This is a genomic window from uncultured Actinomyces sp. (assembly GCF_963542285.1).
In the GTDB taxonomy this organism is placed as follows: Bacteria; Actinomycetota; Actinomycetes; order Actinomycetales; family Actinomycetaceae; genus Pauljensenia.
Window position 1 is genome coordinate 128,180 of sequence record NZ_CAUTWQ010000002.1, and the last position, 17,088, is coordinate 145,267.

A 17,088-nucleotide genomic window follows, 5' to 3' on the forward strand; every position below is an offset into this window, starting at 1 on the left:
GATCAGAGTCCCCCCTCTAGGCCAAGGCGCGATGCCGCCTGACGCGCTCTACTCTCGTTATAAGTTTCGGTACTATCTTGGTTCTTCGAAAAGTCAGCAACTCCCGACCCCAGTTCGGCGCAAGCATCCTGAAACTCGTAAATTGCTAAGCTCATGAAAAGTCGATAATTCACCAAAGCATCCCTCAAAGCAGTAATTCCTGCATCTGTCCTGTCTGGAAGAGGTAATGCAGCTCCATTAGTCTCTAACTTATTCAAAGCAGCGCCAACCTGACCGAGATCCTCCGCGTCTGTCCATTGTGCTTTTTCAACAATCCCAAGAGCCTCGCGGTCGAAGCTAATATTCGTCATTTGAACCTCTCAATGCTCGAACACGCGAAACACGGATCACCATCGGTCGTACGTTACCCTTAAAGAATAACATTTCAACCTTAAGGAGACCTAAATTGAAGGCTGTTGCTTACAGGCAAACAGCTACGAGTTAAATCCACTAGCTTTTCTTCGGTAACGGCTGAGGGACCTGTCCGTGTTGGTTTGCGTCTTGCTGGGTTTGGAACTAATGCTGCAGCACATCATGGAAATCACTTTCTGTTCCCATGAAATAGCGGTTAACCGCGGCTCGCTGTCCTTTAGTTAACGAATCATAAGGTTCTAAGGTGCCATCCTCGTTGACGAACGGCAGTCCTTTTCTTGCCAATTCCTCGCTCCCCGGTGACACATCAACAGTACCTGCGCGTTCAGTCCAATATGGAGACTCATACAAGACACGGGTGAGCCCATGTTGTATAAGCTCATGAGCCGACTTATTCGCGTCATCGCGTTCAGAGGCCCATACCTTCGTTTCGTGATCAGTCGACCAAAAGACGTCTTCAGCTTTTCCGGCAGCAGATTTGACAATCGCCTTTGTCAAATCTTCGGCACCGGGAAACTGTTTTCCTGCGTATTTCGCTGCCTTATCAACGATGAAGTCTACGATCTTTCACGTATCCTTATTTGTTTTATCCAGATCCCTCGCAACTGCGGAATCCCTGTCAGCATCCGCATCAAAAGTCTCTTGAATAAGTTCGGTCCACTTATCAGTTACGCGATTGACCATAACCGAACGCGAATCGTAGTTAGAGTCATGAAGAACATTCGCAACTTCATCCATGTAGTTCGCAAACGCCGAAATCTGAACAGCTTTCAAAGCAGGTATTCGGCCACTCTTATACTGATCATCCAAGGGGTTATTTGGATCGCCTTCATCAATAACCTTGGGCTGGTCAAAAGCCAGATCCTCAAACAAACTACCCTTGCCTGAGAAGCGCTCAACCATATCGCGAGTAAAGATTGCATTGACGGCACCATGCGCACCTTCACCCGTTCCTGCACTCATTCCGGATTCGCTATTGTTATTCATAGCAGCGGCAAGATCACTGACATACGGCGAAATAATTGAACCCATCCAAGATCTTAAATGGGCACTATTGCGACCAAAAACATCTTCGCCCTTAAACTTATCACCCATGCCCCAGACGCTATTATCCCGGTCCAGTCCCTCCTGATATGCGGCCATTGCATTCGCCGCGTAATGACTATTAACAGCATCATTGAGCTTCTCAGATTTAAAGTCCGTCGGAAGAAACTCATCAAGGACCTTATTCTTCGCGCCATCAACTGCCGATGAAGCTAATGACTCAACGATCTTGCCACCGGGAAGCGCGTCATACGGAACCACCGACGACACCGCATCAATCCCCTGCCGGATCAACTGATTGCGCTCAGCAATCCGATCATAATTAAGGCCATTAACATCCGCAGTTGCTGCATCAAGATGTTCAAAGAGCCCGCCCCACTTATCCACACGATCAGTGACATTCTGACTCCACGTCGAACCAGGCGTCGTATCACTCGTATCAACGTGATAGTCCCCGGCCATGGCTTGAGCGAGATCATGCTTATAGCCCGCATAGGCTCCGGCCTGAACGGCACTGAGTGCAGGGGGACGACCACCTTCGAACTTATCATCGAAGGGGTTATCCGTATCTTGGCCCGCAATCTGCTTCGGGCTATCAAAGCCTAGATCAGTGAACAACCCACCCTTGGCATAAATCGCATCGCGGAGCTTCGGAGATAGGGTGAATTGCGCCTGTCCAGTTGTCGGACTCATTCGACCTTCGCCAACGGTCTGGCTTGCTTTGAGCGATGAACCGCCTGCGCTATCCCCGTCCATTGAGGCAAGACTCTGTGCCCAGTTCCCGAGGATTACGCCGGTGTGGGAACGTAGCTTTGAATTTTCGGCGCCAAACGCATCGCCACCGTCAGAGAAGCCCTTGAATTCTTTACCGCCGTAATTGCGGCTACCCGTCAGATAACGCACCATTGAAATCTTCTCACTGGACTTTTCACCGTTGCGATCCCAATCGTCCTCGACCTCGAATGAGATTGACTGATTAAGGAATCCGCGGACGCTCTTTAGACGTTCTTGTTCAAGCTTCTCGAGCCCTGGATGCGAAGTGGTGAAGTCCGCCCCTTGCATGCTGTCAGGAGTATCTGAGAGCAGGTAAAGCGATTGCAGGGGATCTTTCACCTGATTGAACAGGTCTTGATCTTTCGTTGTGTGATTGACGATAGGCCATGAGACTGCATCATCCGCTACACGCTTTGTCTCAAGACCTCCTTCATGGTTGTGATCATAGGTAACAAGTTTTGCGGCAAGGGAGTTATCTCCCCCCTCGTAGACGGTACGGCTGTAGGCCAAGTCAGGATTCTTCCCGGCAGCATAACCCGTCGCCTGAGAGTAAATGTCATAGCCTCGAATTTGCCACGCAGCCCCCGGTTCTCGGGTGTATATGATGTCGAGAGACGCCTTAATATCCGCAATGTTTGAAGTCTCAATATGTTCGAGAATAACCATGGACATTGCCTTATTGAAGGCATCCACAGCAGACGTGAGTTCCTGCGGACCCGAGCCGCCAGGACCAGGAAGAGCAACGGCCACACCAGCACATGAGACGTGCAAACCCCCGCCCGGTCAGGGAACTCACCAGGCAACAAGTTACCATCTCAAACATCGAACTCCCTGAGAGTTTGCCGCTTCAAGACTCAATGCAGCCCGAATAAACGCATCAGCGTCTACTTCACCCGCGATTCGGACCATGCCATCTGCGCCAAGAAGGTTCCTTGATCACGCGAGACAACCAAGCCTCGACCCTTGGGAAGAATACGCGGACGCTCGCGGCCAATGACCATGCCCTCGGAAGGATTACCCGACATCATGATGCCGGTTGCCGACAACTCGGACAGGGACTGCAAAATCTGCTCGTAGGACGCACGCGAGGCACCACCCATACGGCGAGTAATCACCAAGTGGAAACCAATATCTTGAGCCTGCGACAACAGAGGCTGAAGCGGAGCTAAAGGTGAACCGCTCAAGCCACCGGTGGAAATCAGGTCGTAATCATCAACCAGAACCCAGGCCTCGGCCCCCTTCCACCAATTGCGCTTACGCAACTGCTCGGGGGTCACGTCCGGTCCAGGAAGACGCATACGCAGCTGTTCGGCAACTGCCTCCATGCTTCCCTGGATTTCATCACGGTTGGTGATGTACATCGGCATATCCGATTCATCCCACTCGCCCAGCAGGGAGCGTCGCACATCAACGACAACCAGCATGGCACGTCGCGAACCTGGCTTTGCCAGCACCTGGTTGCCCAAGTTGCGCAAGAACGCGGTCTTTCCACACTTCGCGTCACCGTAGACATACATGTGCGATTCGTTCTCCGGATCGAAAGTCCACGGGCTCAAGCGGCGTTCTTCCAAACCAAGAACGATCTTCTGCTGTTTGCCGTGAGTTGCCTCGATCTGAGAAACGGTGATCTTCTCTGGGAGCAAACGCAGACGCGGACCAGGTTCGGTCGCAGAAGCAATGCGCGCAAGCGTCTTTTCGACGCCCTCACCGATCGTTGCCGGATCATGATCGCCATCAGTACGCGGGAGGGCAACCAGCATGTGGTGACCGGTCATAGACAAACCACGTCCCGGACGCCCTTCGGGGACCTTGCTACCGATCTCGCGACGGAACTCAGAATCCGAAGGATCACCCATGCGCAGCTCCATGCGAGAGCCGAAGATATCCTGCATCTGGATACGGAAGTCCATCTTGCGCAGTGCCGTAGCAATGAAGTGAACACCGAAAGACAGCGCGCGTTCGGCCATCAGACGGATACGGTCTTCTGCGTCCGAGAAATCGCTTCGCAACGTTCCCCAGCCGTCGACGACAAGGAAGATATCGCCGTAACCATCGTCAAAGCGTCCCTGAGCGCGGCCTCGGCGATAGGTCGCCATGGAGTCGATACGGTTCGCACGGAAGTAAGCAGCTCGGTCCTCAATGATGCCTTCGATTTCGGACACCATGCGGTTCAAGATGTCCTCATCCTCTCGAGAGGCAACACCTGCAACGTGAGCGGCACCCTCGAAAGCGGCAAAAGTACCCGAGAAATCGATGACGAAGAACTGAACTTCCTTCGGTGTATGGGTCAGGGACAGGGCCATGACAATCGAGCGCAATGCCGTGGACTTACCGGAGAGCGGACCGCCCAAGATCGACATGTGACCGCCGGCACCGGCGAAGTCGTATTCCAAAACCTCGCGCCGCTGTTCGTGCGGAAGGTCGACGATACCCATGGGGATGTGCAGCGGTCCCTTCGCACGCCATTCGTGCGAGATGAAGCCGAGCTCGGGATCCACAGCCAAGTCGGGCATGAGGGAATCCATGGTGTCGGGAACATCCAAAGGCGGCAGCCACACCTGGTGGGCAGGCATACCTTTGCCCTTCATGCGGGCGACCGCAATATCAATCTCGGTCATGCCCTCCCAGCGCTCATCGCCGGGTGCAACCAGACCGCCCTCTGGAATTGCCTCTTCCTCGGGAGTATTGTCCAGGACTTCCCCCAAAGAGAAGGGAAGCAGTCGGATCTGCGAGGCCTCGGAACCCGAACTGGGCAGGACACTGCGAGGCGGTGGTGGTGCGGCAACGTAGGAGGCGCGGAAGCGGATCAGCTGGTCGGTACCCGGCTGGAGGAAACCAGAACCCGGGTAGGGTGGAAGATCGTAGGCGTCCGTCACGCCCAGGACTTCTCGAGATTCAGAGGCGGAGAAGGTCTTCAAACCAATCCGGTATGACAGGTGCGAATCCAAGCCCTTGAGCTTTCCGGACTCCAAACGCTGCGAGGACAGAAGAATGTGGATCGACAATGAGCGGCCCAGACGACCAATTGCCACGAATAGCTCGCCAAAGTCGGGCTTGGCGGTCAGAAGTTCGGAGAACTCGTCAAGGATGATGAAGAGCGCCGGAAGGACGGGGAAGTCATGTTTTCCAGCCAGACGATCCGCTTCATAATCCGTGACATTTGCATAGTTACCGGCATCACGCAGGATCTCTTGACGGCGAACCATTTCACCATGAAGAGCATCTTCCATACGGTCAACCAGAGACAGCTCCGACTCCAGGTTCGAAATCATCGCAGAGACGTGAGGTAGGTCTGACATGCCCGCGAAGGTCGCACCACCCTTGAAGTCAACCAGAACGAAGTTCAGCTGCTCGGGAGAGTGCGTGAGTGCCAGGGCCAAAACCAGAGTACGCAGCACCTCGGACTTACCGGAACCGGTTGCACCGATCAGCAGGCCGTGCGGGCCCATGCCCTGCTGGGCGGCTTCCTTAATGTCCAAAACGACCGGAATGCCCTCGGGGGTGACAGCGAAGGGCACGCGCAGACGATCACGTCCATTGCGGCGCTTCCACTGCCGTTCCGCATCGAAGTCACGAATATCGCCGATATTGAGCAATTCCATGAGGTCTTGAGAACGCTTGGGGTCGGGCTTACCGACGGGGGTTGCCGCATCCCTGCCACCGGCAGTCAGGAAGCGGGTCAGGCGACGGGCCACGGCCTCGGCCTGAGGAATTCCCATGTAGTCGGCGTTGGCGAGCACTGGCTTTGCCTCAAGAAGCAGAACTTCCATGGGGGTGTGCTCATCGTTTGCGGGATGCAGAAGCAGACGAACACCGGTGGGGTTCATGAACATGCCCCACGAGGTCAAGACCTTCATGATCGTCACGCCTGCACAGCCCTCAATAGAGCCCAGGTGCGAATCGGGAGGAAGCTCAGCACCGTCGGTAATCACGATCAAATGCGGCCAGGGGCTTGCGTCATTTCGAGGCTGGAAGTGGCCTCGGGTCGTCATTTCCTCACCCAAGAGATCCTCGAGCTCGGCGTAGCTGGTGCACACCATTCGCGCACCACCCAGAGCGTCAGTGACCTCTGCGGAACGGATATGAGGCAGCCACTTCATCCACTCCCAGTTCGGGAGGTTTTCGGGAGTCGTCAATACCGCGATCTTCAGGGCCGAATCCGGCGTCATAACCGCAAGGTGGCAGATCATCGAGCGGACTTCTCCGCGGGCACGCTCGCCATCACCGGCGACCTCGACGTGAGAGAACTGGCCCAAATCCAGACTGAAAGGAAGGTCTTCAACGGTCTTGTGGACATCTAAGAAACGGCGCATTGCTGAATGGCAGACGACATCTGGGTTGGCCATCTGGGGAATATCGGGTTCGACCAAGCGCATGGCCAGTTCCTGGTCAGAAGTTCCGATTCGGGTGGAGACGGAAGTATCGTCGCCCACTTCGCGTTCCCACAGGCGCGAGCCTTCTTCGGCTAAAAGCACCAGTGAATCCGGCTCAGGCAGGTACCACTGCATGAAGATTCGCTGCTTTGCGGCAATATTACGCACGCTGGTTCGAGTCTCTGACAGATAGGAGAGGTATTCGCGACGCTGGGAGTTGACCTTATTGCGGTACTGCGAGACCTGGCGGTAGATGTTGAAACCAACCATGGAGAGCATCATGAAGACCATGCCGCCCGCCATCAGAAGCATTCGCGTGTTCTGCCCCTGAGTCAGCGCCATGATGACCATGACACCCATGGAGCCCATCATGGGGATCACGGTAGCAAGGATTGAACCCATGCCGCCGGCTTCGACCTGGCTGGGTGGCTTTTCTACAGCGATTTCACCGCTGGGGAGCTCGGGGGCTTCCGTTTCATTGACGGCCATACAGTCTCCTGGAGTGCAATCTCCCGTTTTCCTTCATTTCTGTATGTATCCTAGCTTGTAGCACGAGCACTCGTGGCATGGCACTGATCTGGTCAGGTAGTCTGAATGCTGACTTTTGAACAGAATCGGTGAAAGAACCTCAGCGGATCAATAGCCGGATCGGCACCGAGGACACTTCCCGGCACAACCGCATGAAGGAGGAGGCGTGACCCAGAAACAGGCGGCGGTGACCGTCACTGACGCTTCCGGCGTCAAAGATTTGGTTGTTCCGCTGGGAACAACGGTCACTGGCCTACTCTCCATGCTTGATATCGATTCAAGCGACCCGAGCCTGCAAATCACGGGTGCCGACGGTCGTCCTCTTAATCTCGGCGCGGTCTTGGGAACTGACCTTCCCCAGGGAGTCCTCATCTCCATTACCTCTGGTCGTGAGCGCCAGCGTCAAGAACAACGCGCAATTGAGCGAGCTTCCGACCCCTGGTTCCGCCCTTCCCTTGCTCTGAGCATCTGCGCCCTGCTGGCATTTGCTATGAACGCGGTTCTCATCTTCTGCACTCTCTTTGCCCAGCTATTGACCATCATTGCGGGAGTGCCGTGGTGGGCGCCTTTGACAATCGGCGTCCTCTCGCTTGCTCTTTGCCTTGTCGTTCTCTACCAAGATCGCGTCCATTCCAACGCCGGATTGTTGTCCGGATGGACGCTTAGCGCGGGGCTTTCTTTCCTTGGCCTCCTTCCCGCTCTGGGAAGCGCAGGAATCTATCTCGAGGCCTCGCAAATCTCCACGATGTCACAGGTCGCTTCCCTTCTCTTCCCTCTGTGGGGAGCAACGGGCGTTGCACTTGGGCTCTGGCTCTGGCGCCCCACTCCTCTCACAAGCGCACATGCGCTCAGTTGGGGCATCCTTACGGCAAGTGCGACTGTCTTGACCTATTTCAATGCTTCTCTGACCAGAGTTGCGCCCTTCGCAATCGCTTGCGCGGTATGCGCAATCACTGCCTCGCCCAGCTTGTCAGTACGGATCCCCGCGACCCAGCTGCTCGATATGCCCCTGGTGACGACCTCCGCGCCCACTGTCCGTGCACCCGAGGTTCCCCCTCCCTCGCGCATCACCGGCCGTCGCGTCAATCGCACGGTTACTGATGCGACCTCGCGTACTCGACTGGTTCAATACCTTGGTCTGGGCCTGATTATTGTTGCCGTTCCCGTGATTTATTCGATGATCGGGATTCATTCGTTACAGCAAATCGCCTCACTGGTGCTGGTTTGCGCGTCAGTGATCGCGCTTGTCGTTGTTCCCCGCGAGCGCCGTTGGGCATCATCGCGAGTCGTTCCGCGCGTGGGAGCGGTCATTTTGCTTGCAACGCTACTTATTTCCCCCGCTTCCCGAGCCCTTCTTGGGACCCCCATTGCGGCAGCTGTTCTTGTCTTTATCGGCTGTGTTTCTCTTCTGTGGACTCGCCTGCGTGCAGGCAAAGAACAATCCGCACTCATTGGGCGTTTTACCGACATCTTCCAGGCACTGTCATTGACTGTTGTTTTCCCAGCTGCGTTTTTCGCCGCGGATCTTTTTGAACTCGTTCGACAGGTGGCATCATGAGTGAGCTTCGCATTACCCCAGTTCAGGTCCCCGTTTCTCAGGCAATAGGTGTGGACCCGGCTCATCTGGCCGCTGCTCAGCAAGGTAGTGTCCAGCGAGGCCTCCCCCAGCCCAGCGTGGCGTATTCAGCGCCCGCGACCGGTGGCGCTCTGGTTACCGCCTACCTCATCGACCTTGCATGCCTTGTCGCAATTACCGCGCTTTCATGGTGGTTCTATCCTTCGATCGCCATTGCAGTGATCGTTGCGTTTGAGACATGGATCGTTGGCACTCTGATTCGCGCCCATTCGGGACGAACTCCCGGCGCTTTCGTCATGCAAGTAGCCGCAATTTCGATGGCACCCGTAGCCACCGATGCAGGTCCCGAGGCCGGTCACGCCCCCGGCTTGGCTCGCCAGAGCGCGCACAGCCTGATCATGTTGCTCTTGCACGCGACTGTCGTTGGACCGGCCGTCACCTGGGTTATTGCCCGAGATGGCCAAACTTGGGTTGACCGCGTCTGCGGTATGGGGAACCTTGACGTCCGCGCTGGCCGCACAGACGCCGGCGCTCCCGCTTATTCCCAGCAGCTTTCCCCCTCGTTTGCCGAGGCCTCGGCTGGGGTCGGGGCCGCACCTGCACAGCTTCAGGGAATGGATCCCGCCGCACTTGCCCCGGCACATCAGTGGGCAGGGCCGCGCGTTACGCCCCCCGAAGTTCCTGCTTCCGATCCTGCTGTTTTAAGTATTCCGCCGGCGGGAGTTCCCGCAGTCGACCTACCAGCACCTTCACCGATTCCCGAGGCACCCAGCCAGGTCCTCAGTGAGATGCCCGCGCCCATGCCTACGCAGCAAGCTGCACAGACTCCGGCCGCGCCCAAGGTGCCCACTCCCCCGCGCCACAGCCCGGCCTCGGCAATGCCACGAGTTCCGCAAGTACCGACGCCTCAGGCTGGCACACCTCAGCAGGCCGGCAGCGCTCCGCAGAACATTGCCCAGCAGAGCAATGCGCAACCAGCAGCTCCTCAGCCCGCTCCTGCAACGAGCGCACCGGCCTCTGTCCCCGCATTCGCGCAGGCAGCGCCACTGGCGATCATCGTTGATGACGGGCAGCGAATCGAAGTCAATGCTCCTATCGTGTTGGGACGTGCTCCCGAGCAGACGCCTTCTGATGCGCGGGCAGTGGCAATTGCGGATTCCACGCGTTCCCTATCGCGCACACACTTGCGTGTCGCACCGGCTGATGGCGATGCGATGTGGGTCGAGGACACCTTCTCCGCGAATGGCACGCGGCTGCAGGCGCCCGATGGCACCACTCAGCCACTCCCCCGCGGTGAACGTGTAAAGGTGCCGCTGGGTACGGTGCTTCTGCTGGGCGAGCGGAAGTTGTCGGTTAGTCGGTAAATCTACTTCTCTGGGATATCGATATCAACGCGTCCAGGAATGAAATCTCGAGGGTTAGCAGTCGTCCCATCCGATGGACGCAATCCCGTTTGGTAGCGCATTAAGGTGGCTTTTCCCTCGTGAACGGTCACGTAGAGGAAACCACCATTAACCGGATCACTCCACGAAAGCTGACGAACGCCGCCTTTGTCCGAGCCCAATTGATACTCGGGATACGTCTCTGACAAGAGTTCACGGCCGATCTTTTCGACCTCAGGAACGGGAACATAAGGACCAGCAACAACTTGCCCAACAAGCTCCCACGCCGGCTGCTCATCGCCTGAAGAGTGGTCAGTCTCTTTATTGATCTCGGACCCAAAGATGCGCGCTTCCCACGCGCCTCCACCACCGGCCTCGGCAAGGCGACGACGGAACTCAAGAATCTTCGGCTCCTCATCACGCTGAAATGCCTGAATGGACTGACGCTGCTCCAGGGGGAGGCTTCCATCCCAGTAGACAGCCTTCTTAACGGTCGGGGTGGGTGTCGCAGTGGACTGGTTAGTGCCCGCGCCTCCGATAGAGCATGCACTCAAAGCAATCGTTGCCACCCCAAGTACCGCACATGCGCGGACAATACCCCGATAGCTCACTACTTCACCCCTGCGATGACGCGACCGAAATCTTTCAACGTCTCAGTTCCTTCTTTGAGGTAGACGTCGTGGTTTGCAAAACCCGTACGAGCGTCATTGTCGTAGCCTTCATATCCAGTAGCATCACCTGACAGATGCTTGAAGGTCGAGTCCTCATCCATTGGGTTCTTCCCTAAGCCTCCAAGTCCAAAGAACTTGAAGCGTCCAAGTCCTTGGACACTATCGCCGTAGGGGACACCAGATACCCAACGATGATCTTCGTCAACGTGAAGATCGGAAGGATCATAGGTGCCCATACCGGGAGAGCCGAACATCACCAGGTCATCGATAACGCCATCCTTCACTAGTGTTGCAGCTTTGCCAGACGTGCTCGATCCGTAGGAATGTCCAAGAAGAGTCATATGCGCGTCCCCGGCGCCGTACTCGCGGGATGCTTGGACGCCTGTCATGAATCCAGCCAAACGCTCCGCGCCTGCTTCAGCGAGCTTGGGTGAGGCGATATCTCCCCAGTTATCGGGGTCGTCAGGTCCTCCCGGAGCATCGTAGCCAAGCCATGCGATAGTCGCTACATTACTGACGGGGATATTCCCTTGTTCTGCCGCTGATTGGCGCAAGTTCCCAGATTCTCGCACATACTTATCGAGATCGCCATCAACTGTCGTTCCGATACCGGGGACTAAAGTCGCAATATTTTGTGCATGATCCACATCGCCCTGGCAGACGGCAGCCTTCACCCGGCGACCATCATTTTGTAGGGTGAGCAAACCAATGCAGTCGCCACTCTTTGTCTGCTGTTGATACTCCTCAAGCGAAATACCATTCTTCAAGCTAGCTTCGACCGCCTCATAGGAAGCGATTTCTCTTTCCACTTTCTCGCGTTCTTCTTTGATTTTCTCGCGATTCGCAGCTTGATTTGGGTCTCGTTCTGCAGCTTTGAGCTGTTCAACCTGCTTTTCTGCTTTGAGCTTGTTCTCTTTCAGGTTGATTCGGTTTGCGCGGTCGCGTGCCCAAGCTTCAACACCATCAGCATTACCGATCAGCTGAGGATAGTGATCAGCAAGATATTGCTTCTGCTCATACGACTGCTCAGACCAATACTTTGCACGCTCCTCCGGCGACATTTTTTGAAAAGCATCTTGCTCTTTCTTCGACCAAGCATGAGTACCTTTCCCAGAAGCAGAAGACGTACTTCCCGGCATACCCGCCGAACCTAAACGCGCCACAAACGAAGCATCCGCATACTCTGCCAAGGCAAGTGCCTGACTTACAAGCAATGTAACCGCGAGCAGGGCATCATTTTTTCCTTGTTCGGTATACATGTAACTTGTGTTCTCGTACGTCACTACACCGCTATCGGAAATACTGCACATGCGAGATTTTGCTTCAGAAGTAGCTTTCTTAACAGCGCTTTCCACTTCAGAAACATTTCCGGCTGCGGTACTCACCGCGTCCTGAACCTCTGCCAAGTCATCGGCAAGAGTTGTCAGAGCTTCATGCGCTGTCGTCATTTTGTCGCGCAAAGTCTGCGCAGTTTCACCCTCACCTTGGAAGGATGTCATGCTTTGCTGGAGTGCATCGGCTTGTTTCACAACAGTGTCGCGCCGAGTACCTACCTTTCCGGCATAGCTCGATAGACCAGTTGAGCTCCAGGTTTTCACCTGACCCCAAGTTAACGACATTGTTGTCCCTCTCCTTCCACAGGCAGGCGCTACAGGGTGTTCTTTACAAGCTATTTCTCTGGGATATCGATTTCGACGCGCCCAGAGATGAATTCACGAGGGTTAGCAGTCGTCCCATCCGAGGGACGCAAACCCGTCTGGTAACGCATCAAGGTGGCTTTGCCCTCATGAACAGTCACGTAGAGGAAACCACCATTAACCGGATCGCTCCACGAAAGCTGGCGAACGCCGCCTTTATCCGAGCCCAATTGATACTCGGAATACGTCTCAGACAAGAGTTCACGACCGATCTTTTCGACCTCTTCGACAGGTACGTAGGGACCTCCCGTATCCTGCCCAATAAGCTCCCATGCTGGTTGCTCACTACCTGAAGACTTGTCCGTCTCGCCATTGATTTGCGAACCGTAACTGCGAGCCTCCCAGGAACCTCCACCAAGCTCTGCCAAGCGGTTGCGGAACTCAAGGATCTTGGGCTCTTCATCACGCTGAAATGCCTGGATCGACTGTCGCTGTTCAAAGGGGAGACTTCCATCCCAGTAGACAGCCTTCTTAACGGTCGGGGTGGGTGTCGCAGTGGACTGGTTAGTGCCCGCGCCTCCGATAGAGCATGCACTCAAAGCAATCGTTGCCACCCCAAGTACCGCACATAAGCGGACAATACCCCGATAGCTCACTACTTCACCCCTGCAACAACTCGGCCAATATCTTGCAGGGTTTCAGTTCCCTTTTCCAAGTAGACGCTATGATTCGAGGTATCGAAGCGCCACCACTTATTGGGCTTCGCGTCATGGTTATACCCTTCATAGCCCGTCGCATCATCGGACAGGTGCGTGAAGGTCGAATCATCATCCATTGGGTTCTTACCAAGACCCCCAAAGCCAATCTTTCCCCTGACCAGTGAACCAACGCCCTGAACCCAGTCTCCGTTAGGGACCCCTGAAACCCATCGATGTCCCTCGTCGACGTGAAGATCGGAGGGGTTAAAGGTTCCCATTCCGGGCGAACCGAAAAGGACCAAATCGTCGATAACACCCGATTTGACTTTCGTGGCGGCCATACCAGAGGTGGTTGATCCGTAGGAGTGGCCAACAAGTGACATGTGCGCATCACCTGCGCCATGTTCGCGAGAAGCCTGCATCCCAGTCAAGAAGCCTGCTAAACGATCCGAGCCTTCCTTCGCGAGATTGGGTGAGGCGATATCACCGTAGTTGCTGAACTTTGGCTCACCGGGAGCATCGTAGCCAAGCCAGGAAACTACCGCGACATCCTTCAGGGGCATGTTGCCTTGATCTGCTGCAGCCTGACGCAGGTTCCCAGCTTGACGAATATAGTTATGAAGGCTGCCCTCAACGGTCGTCCCGATACCGGGAACAAAAGTGCTAACGTGTTTGGCGTTATCGACATCACCCTGAGCGACAGCGGCTTTCACGCGACGTCCGTCGTCTTGCAGCGTCAGCAAGGAAATCGGATCGCCCTTCTTCCCATGCTGATAGTCTTCAAGACTGATGCCGTTATCTAATGACGATTCAATCTTGTTGTATGCCTCAACCGCGTGTTCGGCTTTTGCCAGCGCTTCCTGATTCTTCTGTTTCAATGATTCTTGTTGAGGATCATTAACAGCTGCTTTGAGCGCTTCGACTTCCTTTTCCGCGGCAAGTTTCTTTTCGCTCAGATTAATTCGATTGGCGCGATCTCTTGCCCACCCCTCAACACCATCAGCATTACCAACCATCTCTGGATAGTGATCGCACAGGTATTGCTTCTGTTCATAAGACTGCTTCGACCAGTAGTCAGCGCGCTCTTCAGGAGACATGTTCTTAAAACGCTCCTGCTCGGTTTTTGAAAGCTTGTGAGTACCTTGCCTCGACGTGCTTGAGGTCCTTCCCTCGGTCCCAACTTTCCCTAAGGCACGACTGAGCGACTCATCCGCATAGTTTGCAAGAGCGATTGCCTCGGTAATCTTCCCTGCGACTATTGCCTCGGCGACCTGGCAATACGAATTTGACTCCTCGCCAGAATAGTGACAGGTCGGTTTGCCATTGTCGTCGATAGTACATTGCATCGATGATGCGGATGATTCGACTGTCTTTACTGCCTCCGAAACCTGCTCAACATTTGGCACTGCAGCGTCTAAAGCATCGCAGACTTCCGCCAAATCATCAGCCAGAGTTGAGAGAGCCGTATGCGCAGTTCCCATTGTTGTACGCAGAGCGTCTGCCGTATCGCCCTGCCCCTGGAAACCAGAAATGTTCTGTTGAATCGACGCTGCCTGTTGAAGAACGCGATCACGCTTCGAAGAAACAGTCCCCGAATAAGCGCTCAAACTGGAAGACGACCAGGTCTTCACTTGGCTCCATTGCACAGACATCTTTAGTCCTCTGGGATATCGATTTCGACGCGGCCAGCAATAAAGTCACGGGGATTTTCGGTCGTCCCATCGGAAGGACGCAGACCCGTCTGATAACGCATCAACGTCGCCTTGCCCTCATGAACAGTCACATAGAGGAACCCACCATTGTGCGGATCACTCCACGACAACTGACGAACCCCGCCCTTATCAGACCCCAACTCATAATCGGGATAAGTCCCAGACAGGACCTCACGACCAATCTTCTCAATCTCAGGGATAGCAACAAAGGGACCAGCACTCATCTGCCCCTGCAACTCCCAAGAATCCTGCGCAAAACCAGCCGAATCATCATCCCATTTCGAAATACTCGACCCAAAACTACGCGCAACCCACTCACCGCCACCAACCTCGGCAAGACGACGACGAAACTCAAGAATCTTCGGCTCCTCAACACGCTGAAACGCCTGCACAGACTGACGCTCCACCAAAGGAAGATCCCCATCCCAATAATTCATCGCATATCCTCTCTCTGCCTGTCAGCAGTGACCTTGAAGCATTATTTCACCCCAGCTACAACACGGGCGATATCTTGAAGCGTCTCGGTTCCCTGTTCGAGGTAGACGCCATGATTCTTGAAACTTGGAAGCGGAATTGGATCAAGCTTCGTGTCTCGACTCCCGATCATCCACCTTAGGGCTCTCTTTCCAAGGTCTTTAAAATACGTTCCGAGATCGCTGGTGGTCTCGTTGGGTTTGTAATCTTTGTAACCAGTCGCGTCATTGGAAAGATGGGTGAAACTCGAATCCGCATCCATCGGATTCTTGCCTAAACCACCAAACCCGCAGATCTCAAACTGCCCAAGCCCTTGGACATCATCTCCGTTAGGTACTCCGGAAACCCAACGATGCCCTTCGTCAACGTGCAGCTTATTCGAATCATAAGTTCCCATACCAGGTGAACCGAACATCACTAGATCGTCGATAACACCGGGCTTAACCTTTGTCGCCGCCATACCCGACGTCGTCGAACCATAGGAATGCCCTACCAATGTCATATGCGCATCCCCAGCGCCATACTGACGAGAGGCGTGCATACCCGTCATAAAGCCAGCTAAACGATCCGAACCCTCCTGAGCCAACTTCGTCGTAGCGATATCAACTATGTTCTCGAATTTCGCTTCACCGGGTGCGTCGTAACCCAGCCATGCAACTGTTGCAACATCTTTCAAAGGCATATTCCCCTGAGCAGCCGCAGCCTGACGAAGATTCCCCGTCTCACGAAAGTAGGTTTCGAGGCTGCCCTCAACGGTTGTCCCAATGCCAGGAACAAAAGTCGCAACATGCTTTGCATGATCCACATCGCCCTGAGCAACCGCAGCCTTCACCCGACGACCATCATCTTGCAGAGTCAGAAGAGAAACTGGATCCCCTTGCTTCCCATGCTGATACTCCTCAAGAGTGATGTGGTTTGCCAAAGTAGCCTCGATCTTGTTGTACGCTGCGAGATCCGTTTTCGCGCGTGCAAGTTTGGCGTAAACAGCCGGGTCATAATACCCACCCGAATCATAAATGGATCCCGGAAGATAAGTACTTGGCGAACGATGCTGCGCTGCTTCAAGGTGTTGAATCAGCTTCTCAGTCTTGAGCTTTTCTTCACTCAGATTAATGCGGTTCGCGCGGTCTCGAGCCCACGCCTCAACGCCATCAGCGTTACCGATCAGTTCGGGGTAGCGATCAGCGAGATACCGTTTTTGCTCATACGACTGCTCGGACCAAAACTTTGCCCGCTCCTCAGGGGACATATTCCGGAACTTATCTTGCTCCGACTTCGACCACATTCGAGTTTTTTTGCCAGAGGCCGAAGATGTACTTTTATCAGTGCCTACGGATCCTAAAGACGCTTGAAATGTCGTATCCGCATAATCAGCCAACGCCATCGTTTCGAGAACAAGCAATTCGACATTCTGTATTACAGCGTCAATTGCTCCTGTCCCATCAGTTCCATAGGGGATATGACTGGAGACAGTTCCATCGTCAGAGATTGTGCAACCATCGATTGAAGCCATTGAAAGGGCTTTCTTTACAGCACTTTCAACATCAGAGACGTTACCCGCTGCGGCGTTCACCGCATCCTGAACCTCAGCCAAATCATCAGCAAGAGTAGTCAGAGCTTCATGGGCTCTCTTCATTTTGTCGCGCAAGGCCTCAGCAGTCGCACCTTCACCCTGAAACGAGCTCACACGAGCCTGAAGAGCATCAGCTTGCTTCACAACAGTATCGCGCCTACTACCAACCGTTCCAATGTAAGCCGACAAAGTGCCTGAACTCCAGGTTTTAACCTGACCCCACGTTAACGCCATT

Annotated in this window: 12 protein-coding genes; 2 read left to right on the forward strand and 10 right to left on the reverse strand. The window is 54.7% G+C overall.

Annotation, left to right across the window (positions count from 1 at the left end; all coding sequences use genetic code 11):
• Positions 1 to 2 precede the first annotated feature (2 nt).
• From RW023_RS01740 to eccCa, 4 genes are all read right to left on the reverse strand, one after another.
• Positions 3 to 350 (reverse strand): hypothetical protein, encoded by a 348-nt coding sequence (locus tag RW023_RS01740; RefSeq protein WP_315579601.1) that lies wholly within the window; start codon positions 348 to 350, stop codon positions 3 to 5.
• Between the two features lie 205 nt (positions 351 to 555).
• Positions 556 to 909: a hypothetical protein gene (locus RW023_RS01745; RefSeq protein WP_315579603.1), complete on the reverse strand. Its 354-nt coding sequence runs from the start codon at positions 907 to 909 to the stop codon at positions 556 to 558.
• 69 nt (positions 910 to 978) lie between these two features.
• Positions 979 to 2,979 carry a hypothetical protein gene (locus RW023_RS01750; RefSeq protein WP_315579604.1) on the reverse strand — a complete coding sequence of 667 codons (2,001 nt, stop codon included), beginning with the start codon at positions 2,977 to 2,979 and terminating at the stop codon, positions 979 to 981.
• A 134-nt stretch (positions 2,980 to 3,113) separates the two neighbouring features.
• Positions 3,114 to 7,091, reverse strand: a complete 3,978-nt coding sequence (gene eccCa, locus RW023_RS01755) for a type VII secretion protein EccCa (protein WP_315579605.1) — start codon at positions 7,089 to 7,091, stop codon at positions 3,114 to 3,116.
• A gap of 205 nt (positions 7,092 to 7,296) precedes the next feature.
• Here eccCa and RW023_RS01760 point away from each other — a divergent pair, with 205 nt between their 5' ends.
• Entirely contained in the window at positions 7,297 to 8,688 is a 1,392-nt protein-coding gene (locus RW023_RS01760) for a hypothetical protein (protein ID WP_315579606.1), read from the forward strand.
• The gene (locus RW023_RS01765; protein ID WP_315579607.1) at positions 8,685 to 10,070 is read left to right on the forward strand and encodes a hypothetical protein; all 1,386 of its coding nucleotides are present in this window, start codon (positions 8,685 to 8,687) and stop codon (positions 10,068 to 10,070) included. The genes RW023_RS01760 and RW023_RS01765 overlap by 4 nt, the downstream gene beginning before the upstream one ends.
• A 2-nt stretch (positions 10,071 to 10,072) precedes the next feature.
• Here the strand turns inward: RW023_RS01765 and RW023_RS01770 are convergent, their stop codons facing one another.
• From RW023_RS01770 to RW023_RS01795, 6 genes are read right to left on the reverse strand one after another with little or no spacing between them, the layout of a single operon-like run.
• Positions 10,073 to 10,699, reverse strand: a complete 627-nt coding sequence (locus tag RW023_RS01770) for a DUF4853 domain-containing protein (RefSeq protein WP_315579608.1) — start codon at positions 10,697 to 10,699, stop codon at positions 10,073 to 10,075.
• Entirely contained in the window at positions 10,699 to 12,378 is a 1,680-nt protein-coding gene (locus RW023_RS01775; protein WP_315579609.1) for an alpha/beta hydrolase, read from the reverse strand. Before RW023_RS01775 ends, RW023_RS01770 begins: the two co-directional genes overlap by 1 nt.
• 50 nt (positions 12,379 to 12,428) lie before the next feature.
• Positions 12,429 to 13,052 carry a DUF4853 domain-containing protein gene (locus tag RW023_RS01780; protein WP_315579610.1) on the reverse strand — a complete coding sequence of 208 codons (624 nt, stop codon included), beginning with the start codon at positions 13,050 to 13,052 and terminating at the stop codon, positions 12,429 to 12,431.
• Positions 13,052 to 14,746 carry an alpha/beta hydrolase gene (locus tag RW023_RS01785; protein WP_315579611.1) on the reverse strand — a complete coding sequence of 565 codons (1,695 nt, stop codon included), beginning with the start codon at positions 14,744 to 14,746 and terminating at the stop codon, positions 13,052 to 13,054. Before RW023_RS01785 ends, RW023_RS01780 begins: the two co-directional genes overlap by 1 nt.
• A gap of 2 nt (positions 14,747 to 14,748) precedes the next feature.
• Complete coding sequence (locus RW023_RS01790) at positions 14,749 to 15,243, reverse strand: DUF4853 domain-containing protein (RefSeq protein ID WP_315579612.1); 495 nt, start codon at positions 15,241 to 15,243, stop codon at positions 14,749 to 14,751.
• A 41-nt stretch (positions 15,244 to 15,284) separates the two neighbouring features.
• A complete protein-coding gene (locus tag RW023_RS01795) occupies positions 15,285 to 17,087 on the reverse strand; it encodes an alpha/beta hydrolase (protein ID WP_315579613.1) in 1,803 nt (600 codons plus the stop codon).
• Position 17,088: the final 1 nt, after the last annotated feature.